The sequence below is a fragment of the Bacillus sp. JJ664 genome, assembly GCF_036962205.1.
In the GTDB taxonomy this organism is placed as follows: Bacteria; Bacillota; Bacilli; order Bacillales; family Bacillaceae_G; genus Gottfriedia.
Genome location: NZ_JBALMS010000114.1, coordinates 282 through 24007, shown reverse-complemented (window position 1 = coordinate 24007; position 23726 = coordinate 282). Strand labels below are relative to the sequence as shown.

24 protein-coding genes are annotated in these 23726 nt (G+C 34.6%); all 24 read right to left on the bottom strand.

What is annotated here, in order from left to right:
- Positions 1–1347: TP0910 N-terminal domain-containing protein (locus V7056_RS16490; protein ID WP_499703504.1), on the bottom strand; the 1347-nt coding region annotated here is incomplete at its 3' end.
- Between the two features lie 14 nt (positions 1348–1361).
- Positions 1362–2123: a ribonuclease HII gene (rnhB, locus tag V7056_RS16485; RefSeq protein ID WP_499703503.1), complete on the bottom strand. Its 762-nt coding sequence runs from the start codon at positions 2121–2123 to the stop codon at positions 1362–1364.
- Between the two features lie 71 nt (positions 2124–2194).
- Positions 2195–3094, bottom strand: a complete 900-nt coding sequence (gene ylqF, locus V7056_RS16480) for a ribosome biogenesis GTPase YlqF (protein ID WP_499703502.1) — start codon at positions 3092–3094, stop codon at positions 2195–2197.
- 48 nt (positions 3095–3142) lie between these two features.
- Complete coding sequence (gene lepB / locus V7056_RS16475; protein ID WP_087998563.1) at positions 3143–3703, bottom strand: signal peptidase I; 561 nt, start codon at positions 3701–3703, stop codon at positions 3143–3145.
- Positions 3704–3851: 148 nt separating this feature from the next.
- Positions 3852–4196, bottom strand: coding sequence for a 50S ribosomal protein L19 (rplS, locus tag V7056_RS16470; protein WP_087998564.1), 345 nt, complete (start codon positions 4194–4196; stop codon positions 3852–3854).
- Between the two features lie 129 nt (positions 4197–4325).
- The gene (gene trmD, locus V7056_RS16465) at positions 4326–5072 is read right to left on the bottom strand and encodes a tRNA (guanosine(37)-N1)-methyltransferase TrmD (RefSeq protein ID WP_499703508.1); all 747 of its coding nucleotides are present in this window, start codon (positions 5070–5072) and stop codon (positions 4326–4328) included.
- Positions 5072–5584, bottom strand: a complete 513-nt coding sequence (gene rimM, locus V7056_RS16460; RefSeq protein WP_499703501.1) for a ribosome maturation factor RimM — start codon at positions 5582–5584, stop codon at positions 5072–5074. Before rimM ends, trmD begins: the two co-directional genes overlap by 1 nt.
- Positions 5585–5703: 119 nt before the next feature.
- The gene (locus V7056_RS16455) at positions 5704–5931 is read right to left on the bottom strand and encodes a KH domain-containing protein (RefSeq protein ID WP_087998621.1); all 228 of its coding nucleotides are present in this window, start codon (positions 5929–5931) and stop codon (positions 5704–5706) included.
- Between the two features lie 13 nt (positions 5932–5944).
- Positions 5945–6217: a 30S ribosomal protein S16 gene (gene rpsP, locus V7056_RS16450; RefSeq protein ID WP_025569022.1), complete on the bottom strand. Its 273-nt coding sequence runs from the start codon at positions 6215–6217 to the stop codon at positions 5945–5947.
- Positions 6218–6354: 137 nt separating this feature from the next.
- A complete protein-coding gene (ffh, locus tag V7056_RS16445) occupies positions 6355–7698 on the bottom strand; it encodes a signal recognition particle protein (protein ID WP_499703500.1) in 1344 nt (447 codons plus the stop codon).
- A gap of 13 nt (positions 7699–7711) precedes the next feature.
- A complete protein-coding gene (locus tag V7056_RS16440; RefSeq protein ID WP_499703507.1) occupies positions 7712–8044 on the bottom strand; it encodes a putative DNA-binding protein in 333 nt (110 codons plus the stop codon).
- Between the two features lie 182 nt (positions 8045–8226).
- Entirely contained in the window at positions 8227–9219 is a 993-nt protein-coding gene (ftsY, locus tag V7056_RS16435) for a signal recognition particle-docking protein FtsY (RefSeq protein WP_499703499.1), read from the bottom strand.
- 17 nt (positions 9220–9236) lie between these two features.
- Positions 9237–12806 (bottom strand): chromosome segregation protein SMC, encoded by a 3570-nt coding sequence (gene smc / locus V7056_RS16430; RefSeq protein WP_499703506.1) that lies wholly within the window; start codon positions 12804–12806, stop codon positions 9237–9239.
- Positions 12807–12924: 118 nt separating this feature from the next.
- Positions 12925–13665 carry a ribonuclease III gene (gene rnc, locus V7056_RS16425; protein ID WP_499703498.1) on the bottom strand — a complete coding sequence of 247 codons (741 nt, stop codon included), beginning with the start codon at positions 13663–13665 and terminating at the stop codon, positions 12925–12927.
- Between the two features lie 94 nt (positions 13666–13759).
- The gene (gene acpP, locus V7056_RS16420; protein WP_087998569.1) at positions 13760–13993 is read right to left on the bottom strand and encodes an acyl carrier protein; all 234 of its coding nucleotides are present in this window, start codon (positions 13991–13993) and stop codon (positions 13760–13762) included.
- A 67-nt stretch (positions 13994–14060) separates the two neighbouring features.
- Positions 14061–14804, bottom strand: a complete 744-nt coding sequence (gene fabG / locus V7056_RS16415; protein ID WP_087998570.1) for a 3-oxoacyl-[acyl-carrier-protein] reductase — start codon at positions 14802–14804, stop codon at positions 14061–14063.
- Positions 14798–15748 (bottom strand): ACP S-malonyltransferase, encoded by a 951-nt coding sequence (gene fabD, locus V7056_RS16410; protein ID WP_499703497.1) that lies wholly within the window; start codon positions 15746–15748, stop codon positions 14798–14800. Before fabD ends, fabG begins: the two co-directional genes overlap by 7 nt.
- Before the next feature lie 13 nt (positions 15749–15761).
- Positions 15762–16760, bottom strand: coding sequence for a phosphate acyltransferase PlsX (gene plsX / locus V7056_RS16405; RefSeq protein WP_499703496.1), 999 nt, complete (start codon positions 16758–16760; stop codon positions 15762–15764).
- A 14-nt stretch (positions 16761–16774) separates the two neighbouring features.
- Positions 16775–17341 (bottom strand): transcription factor FapR, encoded by a 567-nt coding sequence (fapR, locus tag V7056_RS16400; RefSeq protein WP_499703495.1) that lies wholly within the window; start codon positions 17339–17341, stop codon positions 16775–16777.
- A 102-nt stretch (positions 17342–17443) separates the two neighbouring features.
- Entirely contained in the window at positions 17444–19492 is a 2049-nt protein-coding gene (gene recG, locus V7056_RS16395; RefSeq protein ID WP_499703494.1) for an ATP-dependent DNA helicase RecG, read from the bottom strand.
- Positions 19492–20373, bottom strand: coding sequence for an L-serine ammonia-lyase, iron-sulfur-dependent, subunit alpha (sdaAA, locus tag V7056_RS16390; RefSeq protein ID WP_499703493.1), 882 nt, complete (start codon positions 20371–20373; stop codon positions 19492–19494). Before sdaAA ends, recG begins: the two co-directional genes overlap by 1 nt.
- An 18-nt stretch (positions 20374–20391) precedes the next feature.
- Positions 20392–21057: an L-serine ammonia-lyase, iron-sulfur-dependent subunit beta gene (sdaAB, locus tag V7056_RS16385; RefSeq protein WP_499703492.1), complete on the bottom strand. Its 666-nt coding sequence runs from the start codon at positions 21055–21057 to the stop codon at positions 20392–20394.
- A gap of 342 nt (positions 21058–21399) precedes the next feature.
- Positions 21400–23091, bottom strand: a complete 1692-nt coding sequence (locus V7056_RS16380) for a DAK2 domain-containing protein (protein WP_499703491.1) — start codon at positions 23089–23091, stop codon at positions 21400–21402.
- A 22-nt stretch (positions 23092–23113) separates the two neighbouring features.
- On the bottom strand, positions 23114–23476 hold the full coding sequence (locus V7056_RS16375; protein WP_087998578.1) for an Asp23/Gls24 family envelope stress response protein: 363 nt from the start codon (positions 23474–23476) through the stop codon (positions 23114–23116).
- Between the last annotated feature and the right edge of the window lie 250 nt (positions 23477–23726).

The window sequence follows — 23726 nt, the reverse complement described above, 5'->3', positions numbered from 1 at the left end:
TTCATTCATTATTGCTTTATTTAATGATGATAGGTCACGTATTTTACTTTCAGTATTAAATCCAACTAAATCATGATGATTTTTAATTTGTTTTGTCATTTGTTCTGCATTTACATCGTTATTTTGTATATTATCATTACTTAACAGTTGAAATAGTTCATTTACCGGATCAGATGAACTTGAATGCATCCCATTAAATAATTGGTTTTGTAAAAATAACTTTGTAAATTGATTAGATTTTCCATCCTCGTTAATTGTAGATAAAACCTGTGTTAAAAACGCTATTTTTTCTTCTGAATGAATTGGGTCATTAGAAATATGTTTCGTCATAAAAGTGTCGATTTTATTTTTTATATCATTTATTTCTAATTTACCAAGTGGCAATAAAGAGCTAGATGGAAGTTGTTGATCATCTATTAAACTAGTTTCTTCTACACTAAACAGTTGGTTCGCTAGATTTAAAGGTACTCTTGTCAACTCAGTTTTTACAGAGCTAAACTCTGGTAAGTCACTTACTATATTCAAAATTGCCTTACTAACAGTTGGAGAATGCTCTGCAAGCTTGAATACATTTTGAAACACTTCTTGTGCAAATGACCTTGATTGACTTATTTCCTTCGTAGTAAATTGTTTATTCCATGTATTAACTAAGCTTGTATCGTCATTTGAATCCGTTATTAATTGCATTCCTAATTGGAATTGTTCTTGTTGAAAGTCATTAATCATACTATTATTTTTCAATAAATTAATCATAGAATGTAACTGTTTACCAACATTCGTATTGGTTAATTCTTTTGGCAAGTTTTCTATAGTTGAAAAAATCTTGGATAAGTCGGTCTCTGAACTAGTTACCAAGCTTTGTAATAAAGTTCCATTAATCGGGTAATTCTTCTTCATTAAAAAAGAAAGAGAATCTAATACTAGTTGTTTATTAGGTGATTTTAATAACTGATTCATTACTTCTAGCACTTCGCTCTTTGTGATTGCACGTTCACTTTGTAAAAACAATTTAATAACCGCTTCTGAATCTTTCGTTATCGGTATATCTAATTCTTTTAAAATTTGGGCAGAGTTCTTTTGATCATTTTGCTTAATTTCACTAATTACTTTTAATTCGACTTTACCATCTTTAAAGTCTTTAACTTCAAAATAAAATTTACCTTTTGATAATGCTTCTTCTACAACAGTTGCTGTAATAATTTTTCCATTAATAATAATTCTTGCAGTACCATCTTCTTCTAGCTCATTTACTTTCCCGACAACAATTTGTCCTTCTTTTAATTCAGTGTTAGGTATAAAATATTTTGCATTTGTCGCCAGTACGGTTGAAATACCTGCATTTTGCATAATGTATCAATCCTTTACCTTCCCTTAATAGGTGCAAATGATTTTCGATGTTCATGAATAATCCCGTATTGCTCAATCGCCTCAAGATGTTCTTTCGTTCCATACCCCATATGCTTTTCAAATCCATAATGAGGATGCTCTTTTGCAAGCTCGACCATAAGTGAATCTCTAGTTTCTTTCGCTAATACGGACGCTGCTGCGATACTAATACTTGTTTCATCACCTTTGATGATTGATGTCTGTGAAATTTCCATTGGTAGTTTCATCGCATCAATTAATAAATGTTCAGGAATTTTGTGTAATTGTTCAATTGCCCGTTTCATGGCAAGCTTCGTCGCTTCATATATATTCAGTTCATCGATTTCAACTGAACTTGCCATACCGATTCCATATGAAATGGCTTCGCTTTTAATCCTCTCAACGAAATATTGTCTTTTTTCCTTTGACAATTTTTTAGAATCATCTAATCCAATTAGCTCATTTTCTTGATCTAAAATGACAGCAGCTGCTACTACTGGACCAGCTAACGGACCCCTTCCGACCTCGTCGACACCAGCAATTAATGTGATGTTTTGTCCGTATAGATTTTTTTCATATTCCATCATCTTATGAAACTTTACTTGTGCCATTACTATTTTTTCTTGTTCACGATACCATTTAGCTACTAACTTTTGAACACCAATGCGTTGATCGTTTTTTAATTCAATGAAAACATCACTTGTTTCATCAGTTAAATCGCTTAATATCACTTTTATTTGTTCGATAGTCTGTGTCATCCCCTGTTACTCCTTATAAACTATATCGGTTAAAATCTCCTCAAATTTCATTAAAAAAGAAGAAAGTACGCCTATTCTTGCGCACTTTCTTCTAATATTTTGTCATCTTCACGGTGCATTGCTGGATTTTCAAACGAAAGTCTACCTAATTTCCCCGCTCTTAACTCTCGTAGGAATAAATCAGATGTTTTATCATAGTCTATAAAACCGCCAGACATTAGTAATCCACGTTTTCTTCCAATATGATCAAAAATCGGAACGACATCTTCTGAAAATAATATGTCATCACTCATATCATATCTTTCTTTTAATACATTTGGATAATACTCTCTTAAATACTTTATTGCATATACCATTACTTCTTGTAAATTGATGATACTGTCTTTAATCGCACCTGTAGTAGCTAATCGTAGTCCAACTAATTGATCCTCGAATTTAGGCCAAAGAATTCCTGGCGTATCCAATAATTCAATTTCCTTCCCTACTTTAATCCACTGTTGGGCTTGAGTTACACCAGGACGATCACCTGTTTTTGCGATATTTTTACGAGCTAACTTATTAATTAATGTTGATTTCCCTACATTTGGAATTCCAACAATTAATGCTCTAATTGCCCTAGGCTTTATACCCTTTGCTCGCATTTTATCGAATTTCTCTTTTGTAAGTAATTGACACGAAGTAATAATTGCTTTTAGTCCTTGACCAGATTGTGCATCAATCGCGATCGCCATGACACCTTGCTTTTGATAATGTGCTAACCAAGCTTGAGTTGTTCTAGGATCAGCTAAATCAGCTTTGTTCAGCAAGAGTAATCTAGGTTTATTTGAGATTATTTCATCAATCATAGGATTTCTTGAAGCAGCTGGTACCCTAGCATCTGCTAATTCTATTACAACGTCAATTACTGATAACTTCTCAGTAACCTGTCTTCTAGCTTTTGCCATATGGCCCGGAAACCATTGAATTGTCATGTTGCCACCTTCTTATACATTTAAATATTTACGTAAAGAACAGTTCCATTATTTTGCCATTTTTATTTCAGAAAACGGCCAAAATACAAAACTAGCTCGACCTAGTATTTCATCTTGATCTACTGTTCCAATAATACGACTATCTTTACTTAATCTTCTATTATCACCTAAAACAAATACTTCACCTTTTGGTACCGTCTTTTTACCAGTGATTTCTTCTAATTTGAAGTTTTCGGTTAGAGGACCATCTGTTGTTTCCTTTTTGTATTCGTTTAAATACGCTTCTTTATACGCTTTACCATTTACATATAAAACATCGTTTTTATATTCAACTGTATCACCTGGTAAACCAATTACACGTTTAATATAATCTTTTTCCTTTGTTGCATGAAATACAACAATATCAAATCTTTCAGGCTCATGTAATTTATAAACGATTTTATTCACAATCATTCTACTTTGGTCTTGCAGTGTTGGCATCATTGAAATTCCATCTACAAGAACTGGAGTAAATAGGAATGTTCGAATACCTATTGCAAGTATAAGTGCAATAAAAATTGTTTTGATTAATTCCCAAATTCCGCCACCGTTGTTTTCCTTCAAACTAATCCCTCCAATTATAACAATACCAATTTCTAGGCATTAATATTCAATTCTTTTCACACTATTATGTATGTACTAATTTACGTTTTATTATATCATATCTACATTAATTGGAAAAAAAGGAGCTTGTTTAATACAAGCTCCTTTCAAAAGACTATCGAAGTTCTTTAATTCTTGCTTTTTTACCAGTAAGTGCACGTAGGTAGTAAAGTTTAGCACGACGTACTTTACCGCGACGAACAACGTCTAATTTAGCAATTTTTGGAGTGTGTAATGGGAACGCACGTTCAACACCAACACCGTAAGAAATTTTACGAACTGTGAAAGTTTCGCTAATTCCGCCACCACGACGTTTAATAACTACACCTTCGAATAATTGGATACGCTCACGAGTACCCTCAACAACTTTAACGTGAACTCGTACAGTATCACCAGGACGGAATGCTGGTAAGTCAGTTCTAAGTTGTTCTTTTGTAATTTCGTTAATTAAATTTTGCATAATTTATGCTCCCCTTTTCAACCGATGCTCTTACAAGATTTATTCACTCACAGCGGAACACCGAGAATAAAGGCTTAAGTATTTACTCAAGCCACAAGTTATATTAACATATTACGAGTTTGTATGCAACTAATTTTCCTGATTCATTTCGCCTTTAATTTGCTGCATCCATTTCTCTTCTTTTTTGTTTAAAGTATAGTCTTCTAATAGATCAGGTCTTCTTTCTAGCGTACGTTTAAAAGATTGCTTCGTACGCCATTCTTCAATATGAGCATGATTACCAGATAATAACACATTTGGTACTTTAAACCCTCTGAACTCAGCCGGTCTAGTATAGTGCGGATGCTCTAATAATCCTGTACTAAATGAATCTTCAATTTTTGACGTTGTATTACCTAGTACCCCTGGAATTAAACGAACAACACTATCAGCAATGACCATCGCCCCAAGTTCTCCACCAGTCAGTACATAATCTCCAATTGAAATCTCATCTGTCACAATATGTTCACGAATACGTTCATCGTATCCTTCATAATGTCCGCAAATAAAAATTAAATGTTCCTCATTAGCTAACTCTTCGGCTTTGCGTTGAGTGAACCTCTCTCCCTGTGGGCATAGAAGGATTACTCTAGGCTTGTTTTCACTTTTTGAGACTAAATCATCGACAGCATCAAAAATTGGCTGTGGCGCTAATACCATGCCTGCTCCACCACCGTATGGATAATCGTCTACATTAGAGTGTTTATTCGTTGAATACTCTCTAAAATTAACACAACGAAACTCAACGGCTTCTTTTTCTTGAGCTTTTTTCAAAATGGAAGAATGTAATACACCTTCAAACATTTCTGGGAATAACGTTAAAAAGTCCAGCTTCATCATAGAAGGCCTTCCATTAATTCAATTTTGACCAACTTATTCTCTATATCAACTTCTTTAACAATTTGATCGATATAAGGAATTAAAGCGTCTTTTTGTCCTTTACGTTGAATAACCCACACATCATTTGCTCCGGGTGATAAAATCTCTTTAATTTTACCAATTTCCTCACCATCAACTGTTTCTACCATACAACCTATTATCTCGTGATAGTAATACTCATTTTTCTCTAACCTATGTAATTGATCCGCTGTAATTTTTAAAATACCATTTTTTAAAGGTTCAACTTGATTTAAAGAGTCAAATCCTTCAAATGTTAATAAATCAAAATTTTTGTGTACTCTGTGATTTGTTATTTTTNNTATTAGAGGTGACTCATCATTTTGTTTAAATAAATATAGTGTATTGCCTTTTTTATATCTTTTCTCTGGAAAATCTGTTCTTGATATAACTCGTACTTCACCGCGAACACCATGTGTATTAACAATTTTACCGACATTTAAATAATTCATTTTTATACCTCTATAAATATTTTTTAAAAGCCTAATACCGTTATTGTAGCCATTCGACAAATAGATATGTCTTGTTAATGTTGAAAACGGCCCTTAGCAATAGCCAAGGACCGTCAATTTTACTGAATATCTAAGTGAATACGTTTAGCATGTTCATTACTTGCTGCATATACAACAGTACGAATCGCTTTAGCAATTTTACCATGTTTGCCAATCACTCTACCTGCATCTTCAGGGTTTACCTGTAAATGAAAGTATAGATTGTTTTCATCTTCTTTTACTTGAAGTGAAATGTCCTCTGGATGATCTACAAGACTTGAAACAATTGCATTAATGAGTGTATTCATCTTTTTTTCCATATTACTTGCCGTTGCGAGCGTTGTGGAATTTCTCTAAGATACCAGCTTTAGAGAATAAGTTACGAACTGTATCAGATGGTTTAGCACCTGTTCCTAACCATTTTAATGCTGCTTCTTCGTTAATTTTGATTTCAGCTGGTTGAGCTACTGGATTGTAAGTTCCAATCTCTTCAATGAAACGTCCGTCACGAGGAGAACGAGCATCTGCTACTACTACACGATAAAAAGGAGATTTTTTAGCTCCCATACGTTTTAAACGAATTTTAACTGCCATTTTTAAAGCACCTCCGAAAATATTTACAACGATTAGTATATTATCAAAAACTCATACTGTTTGTAAAGTAAAATTTCTTAACAGTATTAATTTTTTATGAAACAATGTTAAATGTTGGAATTTCATGCAAAACTTGGTTAGAATAAGCCAGGAAATTTAAATCCTTTTTTCTTACCTTTTTGCGCGCCACCCATCATTTTCATCATTTTTTTCATTTCTTCAAACTGTTTTAACAAACGGTTTATTTCTTGTACAGGTCGACCAGAACCTTTTGCGATACGTTTTCTACGACTAGAATTAATGATATCAGGTTGAATCTTTTCCTGTTTTGTCATAGATTGGATAATTGCCTCTACATGAGCGATTTGTTTATCGTCAATTTGCAGATCATTCAATCCTTTAATTTTGTTTGCACCTGGCATCATTTTTAAAATGTCTCCAAGTGGTCCCATTTTTTTAACTTGAGAAAGTTGGTCTAAAAAGTCATCTAATGTAAACGATGCATTTCTTAGTTTTTGTTCTAATTCTTTTGCTTTTTCTTGGTCAACGTTTTCTTGCGCTTTCTCGATCAGAGTTAACACATCGCCCATTCCTAGAATACGTGAAGCCATTCGTTCAGGGTGGAAAGGTTCAAATGCATCCAGTTTCTCTCCTAAACCAACGAACTTAATCGGGGTATTCGTAACTGCACGAATTGATAAAGCAGCACCACCACGTGTGTCACCATCAAGCTTCGTAAGAATTGCACCAGTTAATCCAAGTTGGTCATTAAAGCTTTGTGCCACATTGACAGCATCTTGTCCAGTCATTGCATCAACAACTAGGAAGATTTCATCCGGCTTAGAAAGTTCTTTAATTTTTTCAAGCTCTTCCATTAAGCCTTCGTCAATATGTAAACGACCTGCAGTATCAATTAGGACATAATCAAGATGTTCATCTTTCGCATGTTGAATTGCTTGTTTAGCAATTTCAACAGGGCTTACTTGATCTCCTAAAGAGAAAACAGGCATATCTAATTGTTTACCTAACGTTTGTAACTGTTTAATTGCCGCAGGGCGGTAAATATCAGCTGCAACTAGTAGTGGGTTTCGATTATACTTTTTTCGAAGTAAATTAGCTAACTTACCTGTAGTAGTCGTTTTACCAGCACCTTGTAAACCAACCATCATAATAACAGTAGGAGGGCGATTGGAAACAGCAATTTTGCTTTGTTCTCCACCCATTAATGCTGTAAGTTCTTCTTGAACTACTTTCACTACATGTTGACCAGGCGTTAAGCTTTGTAAAACCTCTTGACCAATTGCACGTTCAGAAACACGTTTCACAAAATCTTTTACAACTTTAAAGTTAACGTCAGCTTCTAATAAAGCTAGGCGTACTTCTCTCATCATTTCCTTGACATCAGCTTCTGTTACTTTACCTTTGCCTCGAACTCTTTGTAATGTCTTTTGAAGTCGGTCGGCTAATCCTTCAAATGCCATAAAACCGTCCTCCTTATTCTAATTTCTCTAACGCTTCGATTACTCGAAGTAACTCGTCATCTACAACTTTACCCTTTTCAGAGAAAGTTTTCAATTTATTTAAGAGTTCAGTACGTTGTTGAAACTTTTTTAGAAGTAATAATTTCTCTTCATATTCCTCCAGCATTGCTTCAGTTCGCTTTATATTATCATAAACCGCTTGTCTACTTATGCTGAATTCTTCTGCAATCTCACCTAAAGAATAGTCATCTAAATAATATAGTGACATATAATTTTGTTGTTTTGGAGTTAACAGAGATTGATAAAAATCATAAAGATAATTGATTCTCATCGTCTTATCTAACATTGTATGATCTGCCAAAACTATCACTCCCTTGTTAAGTGAATTGCCTTTACATTTGTAGTTTACCTAATACCGTTGCTCGTGTCAAGCATTTTTACTTTATGGTATGAATAGAGAATAGAAAAAAAGCATGGGATGTGACTAAATTTAGAATACACATCTCATGCCTATTTAAAAAGATTCTCTTAATCCTGTTCTTTGATCAAATCTCCAAATAATCCGTAAACAAATTGCTCAGCTTGGAATGGTTGTAAATCGTCCATTTGTTCACCTAGACCGACAAATTTAACAGGTACTTTCAATTCGTTACGAATAGCTAAAACAATACCACCTTTAGCTGTTCCGTCTAATTTCGTTAAAACAATCCCTGAAACATTTGTTGCGTCTCTAAATGTCTTCGCTTGGACAAGACCATTCTGACCTGTAGTAGCATCGATTACTAAAAGAACTTCATGTGGCGCACCTGGAACTTCTCTAGAAATGACATTTTTTACTTTTTCTAGCTCTTTCATTAAGTTAACTTTGTTTTGCAATCTTCCTGCAGTATCACAAAGTAACACATCAACCTTACGAGCCTTCGCAGCTTGAACAGCATCATACATTACAGCCGCTGGATCAGAACCTGCTGCTTGTTTTATTGTTTCAACACCAACACGATCTCCCCATACTTCAAGCTGTTCAATCGCTCCTGCTCTAAAAGTATCTCCAGCAGCAAGTAATACTTTCTTGCCTTCTAGCTTCAGTTTGTGTGCTATTTTCCCAATCGATGTTGTTTTACCAACTCCGTTAACACCTACAAATAGTACAACTGTTAAGCCATCTGGATTTATGTTTAATTCAAATGACTCATCACCTAAGTCATTTCCTTTGTATAATTCAACTAATTTCTCAGAAATAACCTCCTGAACCTCTTTTGGATCTTGAATATTTTTACGTTTGACCTCAAATTTAAGTTCTTCAACTAATTCCATAACAGTGTTTACACCAACATCTGCCATGATTAGAATTTCCTCTAGTTCTTCAAAGAAATCTTCGTCAACTTTTCTATATCTAGCAAATAAATCATTTAAACCTTCTGTTAAATTATTTCTCGACTTTTCTAACCCACTTTTAAACTTTGAGGTTACAGTCTCTGTTTGCTTTGAAATCGTTTCTTTTAATTTTTTAAAAAAGCTCATAGCTTCCTACCTTTCTACTAACCGTTCGACAATAGTTCTTCACCTTCGTCTAATCGAACGGAGACTAATGTTGATACGCCATATTCCTGCATTGTTACACCATATAAAACATCGCACTCCTCCATCGTACCTTTACGATGGGTAATCACGATAAATTGTGTCTGTTCACTAAAGTATCTTAAGAATTTAGCAAATCTCGCCACATTGGCTTCATCTAACGCTGCCTCTACTTCGTCTAAAACACAGAAAGGAACAGGACGAACCTGTAAAATCGCAAATAGTAATGCGATTGCCGTTAGTGCCCTCTCACCACCTGATAACAGTCCTAGGTTCTGAAGTTTTTTTCCAGGAGGCTGCGCTACGATATCGACACCAGTTAATAATAAATTATCTTCGTCAGTCAGAACTAAGTCTGCTCGACCACCGCCAAATAATTGAGTAAAGACAACTTGAAACTTCTCTCGAATTGCACTAAAGCTTGTTTCAAATCGTTTTGTCATTTCCTCGTCCATTTCACTAATAACGCTATGAAGTGTTATTTTTGCTTCATTCAAGTCTGTATGTTGTTCTTGAAGAAAATCATGGCGCTCAGAAACCCGATCATATTCCTCAATTGCCCCAATATTGACAGTACCAAGATCTTCTATAGATCGTTTTAATAGTTTCACTCGTTTTCTAGCATCCTCAACAGGTAGATTTAATGTATATTTCATTTTTGCCGCTTCGTAGGTTGTCATATACGTTACATTTAATTGCTCTAGACGATTTTCTAATTCAACATCTAAACGATTACTATTTACTTCTTGTTGTTTCAATAAATCTGATAGAGATTTATATTGACGGTTTTTTTCACGTAGTGATCCAGCATAATCTTCAATCTCTGTTTGAAATGCTAAACGCTGCTGGCGACGCTTTGAAATAATCTCATTCGTTTTAGAAAATTCATTACGTGTATCTGAAATCATTTTCTCAAGTTCTTCTTTACCATTTTCATTCGTCATTAATTCACTCGATAAGAAAATAATTTTTTCTTTTGTATCTTCTAAAAGCTGTTTTTGTTTTTTAGCATTTTCCTCGAATTGACGAATACGCTCTGTACTATAATTTAATGTTTGTTCTTCCCCAGCTAACAAAATTCTCGCATTTGTTAGTTTGGATTGAAGTTCATCCTTGATTTCTTTTTGATTTTGTTTTCTGTCTGTTAACTCATTGATCCTTTGCTCTTTTGAAGAAATATCATTTTTAATATTAGAAGATAACGTAATCAATTCATCAAGTCTAGACTTCGCACTCATTTGATCACTAGCTGAACTGCCCATTTCTAAGTCATAAATCGCAAGTGCATCATTAATATTCTTTTCTTCAAATTCGATGCTTTTTAACTGATCCATCGTTTGAGAAAGCGCTTGTTTCTCTTGCATAAATGCTGCATTCATTTTGTCTAAATCAACTGTTTTTGTTTGTTTTAGTGTTTTTAATGATTGTACTTCACGTTCAACAACGAGCGTTTTTTCTTGCATCTCTATTAATTTAGCAGTTATTTCTTCTAACTCACGCTGCCTTCCTAATAAAGAAGAATTTGAAGCACGAACAGCCCCACCTGTCATCGCACCACCAGGATTAACGACATCACCTTCTAATGTGACAAAACGATAACGGTGTCCAACATGTTTCGCCAGTTCATTCGCACTTTTCAGATCCTGCGCAATTAAAACAGTACCTAATAGATTTTGAATAACCTGATCATATTCACTCGAAAAGCTAACAAGTGACGATGCAACGCCAACAAAGGATGGGTGATTCTTCAAACCATCTATTACGCCAGTTGGAATTGTACGCGCTTTAACAATATTCATTGGTAAAAACGTTGCTCGACCAAGGCGTTGCTGTTTTAAAAATTGAATCGCCTTTCTAGCATGCTCATCATTTTGAACGACAATTTGTTGTGTAGCTGCTCCAAGCGCGATTTCAATTGCAATTTCAAATTGTTTGTTCGTTGAAATAATTTCTGCAATTGCACCTTTAATCCCTTCAAGCTTTGTACCTCGAGCTTTTAGTATCTCTTTAACTCCTTGGTTAAAACCTGCAAAGTCTTCTTGTAATTCCTCAAGCGTTTCTTTTCGGGATTTTGTTTGTTGAATAAATTGATATGCTTTATACAATAATTCTTCTTTTTCTTTCAGTTCATTTGAAACTTCTTCAAACTCTCTTGAATTAGATTCCAATTGTTGAGTAATCTCTTTTAAATTTGATTCAAATACATGCTTCTCTTCTAAAAGCCCACTTTTCTTTTGATTCAATTGTTCTCTTTGTAGAATGTATTTTTCATTTTCCACATCTAATCGACTAGATTTTACTGAAAACTGCTCTAATTGCTTCTCTAACATTGTTCTCTCATTATTAATCGAAGCTTGTTTATTTAAGAGTTCAATATAATCAGATTTAATCATTTCGATTTGTTCTTCAATATCACCTTCATATGAAGTGATTTCAGACTCTACTTGTTGTATTTCATTTCTATATTTTTTTACATTTTGCAAAGAAGTATTTTTCCTAGATTGTTCTACTTCAATTAATTCCTGAAGTTCGTTTAATCCAGTTGTAATCTCATCAATTTGGTTTCTTAATTGTTCAGATTGAGTCGAAGTATTTTTTTTACGTTCCTTCATCAACTCTTTCTGACCTTCAAATTTTTCTAAGTTTTTTGTAACAGTCAACAGAACTTGTTGAAGCTGATCAATTGATTCATCTAATGCATTTAACTTCTCTTGTAATTCATGTTGCTTCGACTCTTCTTTAGAAATCTCAGTAGATAATGCTATTTCTAGATCTTGATTCTGGGAAATTTCTTTTTTCAATTCTTCCCACTTTTGATGTAATGATTCAATCTCAAAAACTAATAAAGCTGCTTCAACCTCTTCTAATTCGTCCTTATGACCTATGTATTCTTTAGCAATAGAGGCCTGAATTTTTAAAGGCTCTATTTGAGAACTTAGTTCGAATAATATATCATCAACTCGGTTTAAATTTTCTTGTGTCTCATTTAATTTCGCTTCTGCTTTTTTCTTGCGATTTTTATATTTTAATACACCAGCAGCTTCTTCAAATATGCCTCTTCTTTCTTCTGGTTTACTACTTAATATTTCTTCTACTTTACCTTGCGAAATAATAGAAAAAGCTTCTCTACCTAAACCAGAATCCATAAATAAATCAACAATATCTTTTAAGCGACATGATTGTTTATTGATATAAAAATCACTATCTCCAGAACGGTACACACGTCGAGTGACACTAACTTCATTGTACTCTAGTGGTAACTGCTGGTCCTCATTATCTAAAGTTAATGTAACTTCTGCGTAATTCAGTGGTTTTCGACCATCACTACCTGCAAAAATGATATCCTCCATTTTTGCTCCACGTAATGATTTAACAGATTGTTCTCCAAGAACCCATCGGATTGCATCTGTAATATTACTTTTACCGCTTCCGTTTGGTCCAACTACTGCAGTAACACCTTTAACAAAATCTATATTAACTCGCTGAGCGAACGACTTAAATCCTAATATATCTAATCGTTTGAGGAACAACTCAATTCCTCCTTTTTTTGATTTAATTATATACACAAAAACTCCCCCTTAAAAGGGGGAATTCGTCATTTTCTAAGTAATTTTGACAAGATTCTACTTGTTTTTTACTAGAAATCTACTATTTAGACTCTTTTAGCTTCAATAATGCTTCTTTAGCAGCATGTTGTTCGGCTTCTTTTTTTGAACGTCCACTTCCGATTCCTAACGTTTCACCGTTTAAAAGCACTTTTGATACAAACTCACGATTATGCGCAGGACCTTTTTCTTGTAAGATTTTATATTCAATTGAACCAGTGGAATCTCTTTGCACAAACTCTTGCAATTGACTTTTAAAATCCATCACATGCGAAAAAGCACCATCATTAATTTTAGGAAATACATGAAGAGATAAGAAGTTTGTTACGACTTGTAATCCTTGATCTAAATACAAAGAACCAATAAATGCCTCAAATACATCAGCAAGTAATGCCGGTCTAGTTCGACCACCTGTCATTTCTTCTCCGCGTCCTAGTAAAATATAACGACCAAAATCTAATTCATTTGCAAACTTGACTAGTGATGGCTCACAGACTATTGCTGCGCGTAATTTCGTTAACTCACCTTCACTCATCGTTGTATACTTTTGAAATAAATATTGTGAAACCGTCAATTCTAGCACTGCATCACCTAAATATTCCAATCTCTCATTATCTTCATATGGTTTTTTTCGATGCTCATTCACATAGGATGAATGTGTAAATGCCTGTATTAGTAAACTCTCATTACTAAAAGTAATTTGAATTTCCTTTTGAAACCTAATAAAATTTTCTTTTTCAACATCAGATAATTTATATTCTCTAACTCTTCTTGAATGCGGCATATTTACCTCCACCTAAACCAATCGGATATGCTGCTTTGACTACTTACTCGAGAAAATGATGAGAAGTCCCGTACAAAATACGGGACTTTTCTCATTACATGTTGCTCTCTATGTAGTTCACAACATCACCAACTGTGACGATTTTTTCAGCATCTTCATCTGAAATTTCTAATTCAAACTCATCTTCTAATTGCATTACTAATTCAACAACGTCTAATGAGTCTGCATCTAAATCTTCTTTGAAACGACTTGTGATTGCGATCTCAGATTCTTCTACACCTAAACGGTCAACAATAATCTTTGATACACGTTCTAATACGTCTTGCATTATTATTCACCTCCCCCCAATGATTGTCTACTAATGAATTATACATAAAAATGTTGAAAACGCCAAACTAATTCATTACAAGTCCGCCATCAACATTAATTGTTTGGCCTGTAATGTAGCGACTAGCATCAGTTGCTAAGAATACAACTGCATTCGCAATATCTTCTGGTTGGCCAAAAGATTGCAATGGAATATTCGTTAACATGCTATTTCTAATTTGTTCATTCAGCTCATTTGTCATATCAGTTTCAATAAATCCAGGCGCAATTGCATTAACTGTAATATTTCTAGAAGCTAATTCTTTAGCAGCTGTTTTTGTTAAACCTAACACGCCTGCTTTAGCAGCGACATAATTCATTTGCCCAGGATTTCCGATTTGACCAACTACTGAGCTGATGTTAATAATACGTCCATTACGTTGACGTGTCATAAATTTAGCCGCAGCCTTGATACAATTAAATACACCTTTTAAATTCGTATCGATAACAGCGTCCCAATCAGCATCTTTCATACGTAATAATAATCCATCACGCGTGATCCCTGCATTGTTAACTAAAATGTCGATACTTCCAAATTCATCAACTGTATTTTTTACTAAAGCAGCAACTTCATCACTGCTAGATACATTTGCTTTATATGCGATCGCCTTCACGCCAAGAGCAGTAATCTCTTCTACTACTTTTTGCGCAGCTTCTTCATTTCCTGAATAGTTTACAACTACGTTTGCACCGTTTTTTGCTAATGATAAAGCAATTGCTTTACCTATTCCTCTAGAACCACCTGTAACTAGTGCTACTTTACCTTTTAACATGTTTTTATTTCCTCCCATTCCAGTAGAAATTGCTTTAATGTTTCAACATCATACACATTTACTAGTTTTGCTGAAGGAGAAATTGCTTTCACAAGACCAGTTAACACTTTACCAGGTCCTATTTCAACAAACGTGTCAACGCCAAGTTCCACTAATTCTTGAATTGATTGATTCCATTTTACCGGTGAAAAAAGTTGCTGTACTAATAATTCTTTAATTTCAGTTGCCTCTGTAATTTGCTTCGCAGTTACATTTGAAACTAATGGGTAAGTACATGTCTCAACATTTATTTTTCCAAGCTCATTTTGGAAATCTTCACTTGCAGGCTTCATTAATGATGAATGAAACGGTCCACTTACTTTAAGCGGTAATACACGCTTAGCGCCAGCTTCTTTCAATAATCCAGAAGCAATTTGAACACCTTCTGCATCACCAGTTATTACGACCTGAGTAGGTGAGTTATAGTTTGCCACTCCAACAGAATGACCTTTTTTATTCACTTCAGTAAGAACTTCTTCGATTTTATCAGGAGCTAAAAATAAGACAGCAGCCATCGCACCTTGTCCAACTGGCACCGCTTGATCCATTAGCTTACCACGTTTATGAACTAGTTTCACACCATCTTCAAATGAAATTGCCCCTGCAGCTACAAGTGCAGAAAATTCACCTAAACTGTGCCCAGCAACGTAATCAGGTTTAATCCCAGCTTCTTTTATTTTCTCTAATAAAGCAATAGAAGTTGTTAATATCGCCGGTTGCGCATGATATGTAACAGTTAGATCTTCATCATTGCCATTAAAAATAAGATCAGACAGATTAAAACCTACTTGATTATTTGCAGTTTCATAAATCGCATTACATTCTTGATATGCCTCTACTAAATCCTTACCCATTCCAACTTTTTGTGATCCTTGACCAGGAAAAATAAATGCCACTTTACCCAATGGAGTGACCCCCTTATGTGTTTAATTCGTTATTATTTTCCATGTGATCACTTACTAACTTTACAACATTATGGTCAACCATCGTTTTTGATTGTTTAATCGCACTATAAATCCCTAATGAATCAGAGCTCCCATGAGCTTTAATTACAGGTGCCTTTAGTCCAAATAGTGCAGCACCACCATATTCAGCGTAATCCATTTTCTTTTTGATACCCTTTAAATTAGGCTTTAATACAGCTGCTGCAAGCTTAGTTGTAAAACTTGTAAGCATCGCATCTTTAATTAATGAAAACATTGCAAGCGCAGTTCCTTCGATCGCTTTTAAGGCTACATTTCCAGTATAACCATCTGTAACAACTACATCAGCAACAGAGTTCATTAAATCTCTTGCTTCCACATTTCCAATAAAGTTCAAGTTACTTTCTTTCAGTAATTGGAAAGTTTGTTTCGTAAGTTCATTCCCTTTTTTATCTTCAGTTCCAACATTTAGCAAGCCAACAGTTGGATTTTTTATTCCTCTTACTTTTTCAGCGTACACAGATGCCATTACTGCATATTGCAATAAATGGTTTGGTTTTGCATCAACGTTAGCACCTACATCAAGAAAAACAAAACCTTTTCCATCAAGCGTAGGCATTGTTGGTGATAGGGCAGGTCGTTCTACACCTTCCATACGACCTACAACAAGTAAACCTGCTGTCATTAATGCTCCTGTGTTACCAGCTGATATACAAGCATCCGCTCTACCTTCTTTGACTTCATTTGCCATAAGAACCATAGAAGCGTTTTTCTTTCTACGGACAGCCCTAACAGGCTCTTCTGTCCCTTCAATCACTTCATCTGTATGAATAATGGTGATGTTCTTATCATTTGTTAAAAATGATTTAATTTTCGACTCATCACCGATTAAAGTAATATGTAAATCATTTAAATTTTCTATCGCTAACATTGCACCTTCAACGATCGCTTTTGGCGCATGATCTCCACCCATTGCATCTATTGCTAATTTCATCAATTGTCACTTCCCTATTCTTCAATACTTCGATGGTACATTTCAAATAAGCCATGAAAAACTTGCTCATTTTCAACAAAGCCATTGATTTCAACTAATCTTCGCTTCGGATCTTCGCTTTGCGGTAACACTTTCGCTTTTGCAATTACTCGTTCATTTGTTCTTACAGGTTTAATAAAAACAAAATTTGATTTAGCTGTCAAAGCCAAATCATCGTGAATAACCGCTACAGCTAAAGAGTTAGCTTGTGCAAATAAATGATGACCACGAGCAATGCCATTACGACTGAAAGTATGTTCTGCTCTCACATCAAATATAGAAATGGCACTTTCATTAAAATGAATATCAATCACTTCACCTATAATTTCATCGACAGGTAATGATTTTACATCTTGTAATTGCTGAGTGGCAACATTTTTGATGCGTTCTCTCAACTCAGGAATTGATAATTCAAGACGATCAAGACGAATAGTTTGTATACTGACAGACAATTGAATCGCTAGATCTTCATCTGTTATAAATGGATTTTCTTCTATTATTTTTTTTAACAATTCATGACGATCTTTTTTGCTTCTTCTCATTTTACATACCTCTACACTATATTTATGACCAGGTATTAAGTACAGTGTATATTAAACACCCCTGTATTTCAATAGTTTTTTACAAACTTTTAATACCTAGTACTAATCTAATTTTTCTGAATCAAATATTCCCGTTCGTTCTAAGTACTCTCTTAAGACCGTATATTCGTTAGTTTTCCAAAATTCATTAGAATTAACTAGCATGGTTGCATCATTCCTTGCAACCTCTAATGCTCGGTAATCATGAACCATATCTGCCATTTTGAATTCTGGTACTCCGCTTTGCTGTTTACCGAAAAAGTCACCAGGTCCTCTTAATTCTAAATCCTTTTCAGATAACTCAAATCCATCATTCGTTTCCGTCATGATTGTCAGTCTTTCTTTACCTACTTCACTTTTAGGATCTCCAACTAAAATGCAATATGATTGTTCTGAACCTCGACCAACACGTCCGCGCAACTGATGTAGCTGTGACAAACCAAAACGGTCTGCATCATATATGACCATTAAAGTTGCGTTCGGCACATTTACACCAACTTCGACTACAGTTGTTGAGACTAGTATTTGGACTTCATTTGCTGCAAAAGCCTTCATTACTTCATCTTTTTCTGATGACGATAACTTACCGTGCATTAACCCGACCTTTGCCATACTTTTATAGTGAAAAGAAAGTACACTATGTAAATCTAGTGCATTTTGAAGATCTAATTTTTCAGATTCCTCAATAAGTGGACAAATAACGTAGGCTTGTCTACCTTTTTTAATTTCGTTTTCAATAAAACCTAGCACTCGATCAAACATTTCTTGTTTAACCCAATATGTTTCAATCTTTTTACGTCCAGCAGGGTATTCATCTATAATTGAGACATCCATTTCCCCAAACGCAGTAATAGCAAGCGTTCTAGGTATTGGTGTTGCAGTCATAAATAAAACATCTGGAAAGTATCCTTTTTCTCGCAATATTCTCCGTTGCCCAACACCAAAACGATGCTGTTCATCCGTAATAACAATGCCCAACTTATTAAATTGAACCTCATCTTGGATTAAAGCATGAGTTCCTACTAATATATGTACATCTCCTAATTTTAACCTCTCAAGTATTTCACGACGCTTTTTACCTTTAACAGAACTTGTTAATAATGCTACATTGATATTTGTTTCCTGTAATAAATTCGATAAAGACTCGAAATGCTGCTCAGCTAAAATTTCTGTGGGAACCATTAAAGCACCTTGATAGCCATCTAATGCACATGCATAAAGTGCAATAGTTGCTACAACCGTTTTCCCCGATCCTACGTCACCTTGTAATAATCGGTTCATTCTGGATGGACTTACTAAGTCATTGAATATTTCTTGCACAACTCGGTTTTGGGCTGATGTTAGAGGGAATGGTAATGATTGAATTAATTCTTGGATTTTATCTTGGTGTAAAACTTTCGGAATTCCTTTTGATTGATTACGTTGAATTTTTCGAAGAGCTTGCATTTTTAATTGAAATAGAAAAAATTCCTCGTAAACAAAGCTTCTTCTTGCTTGTTTTAAACTATTTGCATCTATAGGATGATGTAGTAAACTCATTGTTTCTTTTCGATTCATCAGCTTATATTTAACCATTAGCTCATTCGGAACCAAATCATCAATATATTGACCGAATTTTTTAAACGCTTGTTCTACAAACTTTCGCATCGTTTTTACTGACATTTTCCCTTTGATTGAATAGACCGGTTCTATTTCATTTGCATTTGTTCTTGACCCAAATACAAGATCTGTTAAAGTAATTGTTTGTCTATGTTGATCCCATTTACCAGAAACAGTTACTTGTTCGTTTAAATTTAGCTTTGTTTTATAATATGGTCGATTAAAACAAATAACTGTAACTAAATAACGATCAACTAATACACGAAAAGTTAATCGAGATTTATTTTTCCCAAAATACTGAAGAAGAGGAGCGCTATGCACAACACCCTCTACTGTCACGCGCTCATCATGCTTCACTTCAGATAAATCTTTATTCCGATAATCTTCATATCGATATGGCAAATATTCAATTAAATCTTTGACTGTAAAAATACCCATTTCATTTAAAAGTGCCGCAGTTTCTTCCCCTATACCACTTAGCACTGAGATGTTTTGTTCTAGTTCGTAGCTCACTATTTTTTTAGCGATACACCAAATATTTTTGCTTCTAATTCTCGGCCTGTTGGTGTTGCCGCTAATCCTCCTTCAGCTGTTTCTCTTAGTGCAGATGGCATTGTTTGACCGATTCTGTACATCGCATCAATTACTTCATCACATGGAATACGACTAGTTATACCAGCTAATGCCATATCTGCTGCTACCATCGCATTTGCTGCCCCCATCGCATTTCTCTTCACGCAAGGAACCTCAACTAAACCTGCAACTGGGTCACACACTAAACCAAGCATATTCTTTAATGTAATTGCAAATGCTTCAGCACTTTGACTTGGCGTCCCACCAGCAATTTCAACGATTGCTGCAGCAGCCATACCACTCGCAGACCCTACTTCAGCTTGACAACCACCAGCAGCACCAGAAATAGATGCGTTATTTGCAACGACAAATCCAAAAGCTCCTGAAGTTAGTAAGAATTCAATCATTTGCATGCGAGTCGGATGTAATTTTTCCTTAACAGCAAATAATGTACCTGGAACAACCCCAGCAGATCCAGCAGTTGGCGTTGCACATATTGTTCCCATTGCAGCATTTACTTCATTTGTTGCAACCGCTTTACTTACTGCATCTAAAAGAAAATGTCCTGAAAGCATATTTCCCTTTTCAATATATCTTTGAAGAAGTACCGCATCCCCACCAGTTAAACCAGTTGGCGAATGGACACCTGCTAATCCTCTTTCAACCGCTTTTTCCATTACGACAAGATTTTGATCCATTTTTTCTAGAATTTCTTCTCGACTTCTACCTGTAAAAAGCATTTCTTGTTGAATCATGATTTCCGAAATTTTAACATTTTTTGATTCAGCTAGTTCTACTAACTCGGCTACATTTTTGAACATAATAACGCTCCCCCTCTCTTAGTCCACCATTTTTGTTACACGTATAATATGTGGTAAAGATTCTATCTCTTTTAATATTTTTTCATCTAAGTCTTGATCCACTTCAATTGCCATTAAAGCGATTTGACCTACTTCTTTTCTAGACACTTCCATATGTCCGATATTAACTGCATATTTCATAAGCACATTCGTAACGCCAGCAATTGAACCATAGCGGTCATTATGAACAACTAGGATCGCCGGATAATTACCAGAAAGCTTTAATTCAAAACCATTCAATTCAACAATTTCAATTTTCCCTCCGCCAATGGAAACACCAACTAGTTCAAATGGCTGATTCACGTCATCTTGAATAGAAATTTTCACTGTATTTGGATGTTCTGTAATTGCATCTTCTTCGATAAACTCCACAGTCATCCCTTTATCTTTAGAAATATTTAATGATTCAGGAATACGCTCATCAAATGTATCAAAATCAAGTAATCCACCAATAAGCGCTACATCTGTACCATGTCCACGATATGTTTTGGCAAATGAACCATATAAAGAAATAACGATGTTTTTTGGCTCTTTGCCATATAAATTTCTTGCGACACGACCAATTTTCGCTGCACCTGCTGTATGTGAACTTGAAGGCCCAATCATAATCGGTCCAATAATATCAAAAACACTTTTATACTTCATTACTTTTCCCCCATTACCTTAGTGTAAAAAAGCGTGTTTACATTTAGTTTCTCTATAGTAAAAACAAATAGTCTCATCAAAAAATGACAATAAAGACAATAAGTTGTCCAACTTATAGTGTAATACGAAATAATAAAGAGTTCTATGATATTTTACATTACTCTTTAAATTATTTACACTAAAAAGAAGAAGCGTTGCCCCAGACTGATGACAAACCCTCACTTTCTTCATTGTTTCGCCTGCTTGCGGTGCTCATTACCTTTTAGGTAACTCCGCACCTCTTCTGACTTCGAGATCAGTTTTTTTAAATAAAAAAAAGAAGGGTTTCCCCTTCTTAAGTCATTATTCTATAGAGAAAATGTATGAGTATAATGGTTGATTTCCATTATGGACTTCTACTTCAACATGATCAAAGTTTTCTTCTGCATATTTTACTAATTCTGATAACTCTCCATCACTAACATCTTGACCTTGTAAGATTGTTAAGATTTCTGAATCTTCGTCTATCATTTTTGTTAATAATTTCTTTGCAGCTTCTAATTGAACAGCATCAGTCGTAATAATTTTACTTTCAAGAATACCCATGAAATGATCTTTCGTAATTTCAACACCATCAATTTCAGTATCTCTAACTGCAAAAGTTATTTGACCAGTTTTAACTGTTGATAATGCTTCTTTCATTCCCTCACCGTTTTCATCTAATGAAGCCGTTGGGTTAAATGATAATAAAGCTGTCATACCTTGTGGAACAGTTTTTGACGGTACCACAGTTACTTGGCAATCTGCAACTGAAGCAGCTTGTTGGGCAGCCATCACAATGTTTCCATTATTCGGAAGTACGATTACCTTTTCAGCATGACATTGCTCAATTGCTTTTACAATATCTTCAGTACTTGGATTCATTGTTTGACCGCCTTCAATAACAACGGTTGCACCGATGCTTTCAAACAAAGTTTTAATCCCTGAGCCCATTGCTACTGTTACAATACCATACTCCTGTTTTTGCTCACTCTTTCCTGACTCTTTTGTAGAGTGAGGAACGTTTGCAACTTGATCATCATGAAGTAAATTTGTATGTTGTTCACGCATGTTTTCTGCTTTCAGTTTTAAGAAGCTACCAAAACGTTGCCCTAAGTTGAAAACTTCACCAGGATACTCTGCATGAATATGAACTTTTACAATCTCATCATCAGCAACGACTAATAATGAGTCACCCCATGCGCTTAATTCATCACGGAATTGATCTATATTAAATGGATGCTTTTGTAATTTTTCTTTTTCAAACTTAACCATAAATTCTGTACAGTAACCAAATACAATATCTTCTGTATTTAACATACTTTGAACATTACGGTGTTCAGCTTCAACTAATTCTTCAAGTGAAAGTGCTGCTTCAGCACCTTCTAATGAAATTTCTTCACCTTTTAAAGACGCTAAGAAACCTTCATAAACAAGAACTAACCCTTGACCACCACTATCTACTACACCTACTTGTTTTAAAACAGGTAATAAATCTGGCGTGCGGTTTAAGGACGCTTTTGCTTCTACGATTGTTTCCTCAAGGAAAGGAATAAATTCTTCATGATTATTTGCAATTGCTACCGATTTTTTCGCCGTTTCTCTTGCAACAGTCAGAATCGTACCCTCAATTGGTTTCATAACAGCTCTATATGCTGTTTCTACACCAGCTTCAAGAGCAGCTGCAAAATCAACAGTCGAAATTGTTTCTTTCGCTTCGATTGATTTAGAAAACCCTCTGAATAATTGAGATAGGATTACACCTGAGTTCCCACGAGCACCCATAAGTAAGCCTTTTGCAAAGCTTTGACCTACTTTACCTACATGGCTATTCGGCTTTTCTTTTACTTCTTTAGAACCAGAAGTAATTGAAAGATTCATATTAGTTCCAGTATCTCCATCTGGTACCGGAAATACGTTTAATGAATCAACAAATTTTACATTCTTCGTTAAATTATTTGCACCTTGAATCACCATATCTGCAAATAATTTTCCGTCAATACGTTTAATGGACACAAATTCTCCTCCTTAATGCGTCTTACAGGTTTGTTACTTTAACACCTTGAACAAAAATGTTTACAGAATCCACTGATAATCCTAAAGTTTGATCAAGTGTATATTTCACTTTATTTTGTACGTTGTTTGCAACTTCAGAAATCTTTGTACCGTAGCTTACAATTATGTACATATCGATATTTACGTCTTCACCAACTTGGCGCACAATAACACCTTTAGTAAAGTTTTCTTTTTTAAGGATTTCAGTCAGTCCATCCTTAATTTGTTTTTTAGAAGCCATTCCTACAATACCATAACAATCAACCGCAGCCCCACCTGCAATTGTAGCAATTACATCAGTACCAATTTCGATCGTTCCATATTGAGTTTTCATTTCTAAAGACATTTATAGGTCCCCCTTCTTGGCCACTCCAAGTATTGTTAGTTATACTACTTACTTATTATTGTATACCTTTTTCCAAAATAATTCTATTGACTCATATCTATTATGGACAATTTTAAAAATATTCATGGATTAAAATGAAATTACAATTTTATAAGAAATTTTTAATAAATAAGTCATAGGTCCCTCTATAATATTTAGTATAACATAACATTCTATGTCAAGTATTTTTTCTTGAACAACTTACCAATAA

What these genes read in the sequence shown, in the direction of transcription:
- acpP (WP_087998569.1), bottom strand. Translation starts at nt 13,993, where the DNA reads ATGCAAGACGTATTAGAACGTGTATCAAAGATTATTGTTGACCGTTTA.
- V7056_RS16455 (WP_087998621.1), bottom strand. Translation starts at nt 5,931, where the DNA reads ATGAATACACTCATTAATGCAATTGTTTCAAGTCTTGTAGATCATCCA.
- ylqF (WP_499703502.1), bottom strand. Translation starts at nt 3,094, where the DNA reads ATGACAATTCAATGGTTTCCGGGCCATATGGCAAAAGCTAGAAGACAG.
- rplS (WP_087998564.1), bottom strand. Translation starts at nt 4,196, where the DNA reads ATGCAAAATTTAATTAACGAAATTACAAAAGAACAACTTAGAACTGAC.
- fabG (WP_087998570.1), bottom strand. Translation starts at nt 14,804, where the DNA reads ATGTTAAAAGGTAAAGTAGCACTAGTTACAGGTGGTTCTAGAGGAATA.
- fapR (WP_499703495.1), bottom strand. Translation starts at nt 17,341, where the DNA reads ATGAGAAGAAGCAAAAAAGATCGTCATGAATTGTTAAAAAAAATAATA.
- sdaAA (WP_499703493.1), bottom strand. Translation starts at nt 20,373, where the DNA reads ATGTTCAAAAATGTAGCCGAGTTAGTAGAACTAGCTGAATCAAAAAAT.
- rnhB (WP_499703503.1), bottom strand. Translation starts at nt 2,123, where the DNA reads ATGACACAGACTATCGAACAAATAAAAGTGATATTAAGCGATTTAACT.
- rpsP (WP_025569022.1), bottom strand. Translation starts at nt 6,217, where the DNA reads ATGGCAGTTAAAATTCGTTTAAAACGTATGGGAGCTAAAAAATCTCCT.
- ftsY (WP_499703499.1), bottom strand. Translation starts at nt 9,219, where the DNA reads ATGAGCTTTTTTAAAAAATTAAAAGAAACGATTTCAAAGCAAACAGAG.
- trmD (WP_499703508.1), bottom strand. Translation starts at nt 5,072, where the DNA reads ATGAAGCTGGACTTTTTAACGTTATTCCCAGAAATGTTTGAAGGTGTA.
- plsX (WP_499703496.1), bottom strand. Translation starts at nt 16,760, where the DNA reads ATGAAATTAGCAATAGATGCAATGGGTGGAGATCATGCGCCAAAAGCG.
- V7056_RS16440 (WP_499703507.1), bottom strand. Translation starts at nt 8,044, where the DNA reads ATGTTAGATAAGACGATGAGAATCAATTATCTTTATGATTTTTATCAA.
- sdaAB (WP_499703492.1), bottom strand. Translation starts at nt 21,057, where the DNA reads ATGAAGTATAAAAGTGTTTTTGATATTATTGGACCGATTATGATTGGG.
- rnc (WP_499703498.1), bottom strand. Translation starts at nt 13,665, where the DNA reads ATGCCGCATTCAAGAAGAGTTAGAGAATATAAATTATCTGATGTTGAA.
- ffh (WP_499703500.1), bottom strand. Translation starts at nt 7,698, where the DNA reads ATGGCATTTGAAGGATTAGCCGACCGACTTCAAAAGACATTACAAAGA.
- V7056_RS16375 (WP_087998578.1), bottom strand. Translation starts at nt 23,476, where the DNA reads ATGTCTTTAGAAATGAAAACTCAATATGGAACGATCGAAATTGGTACT.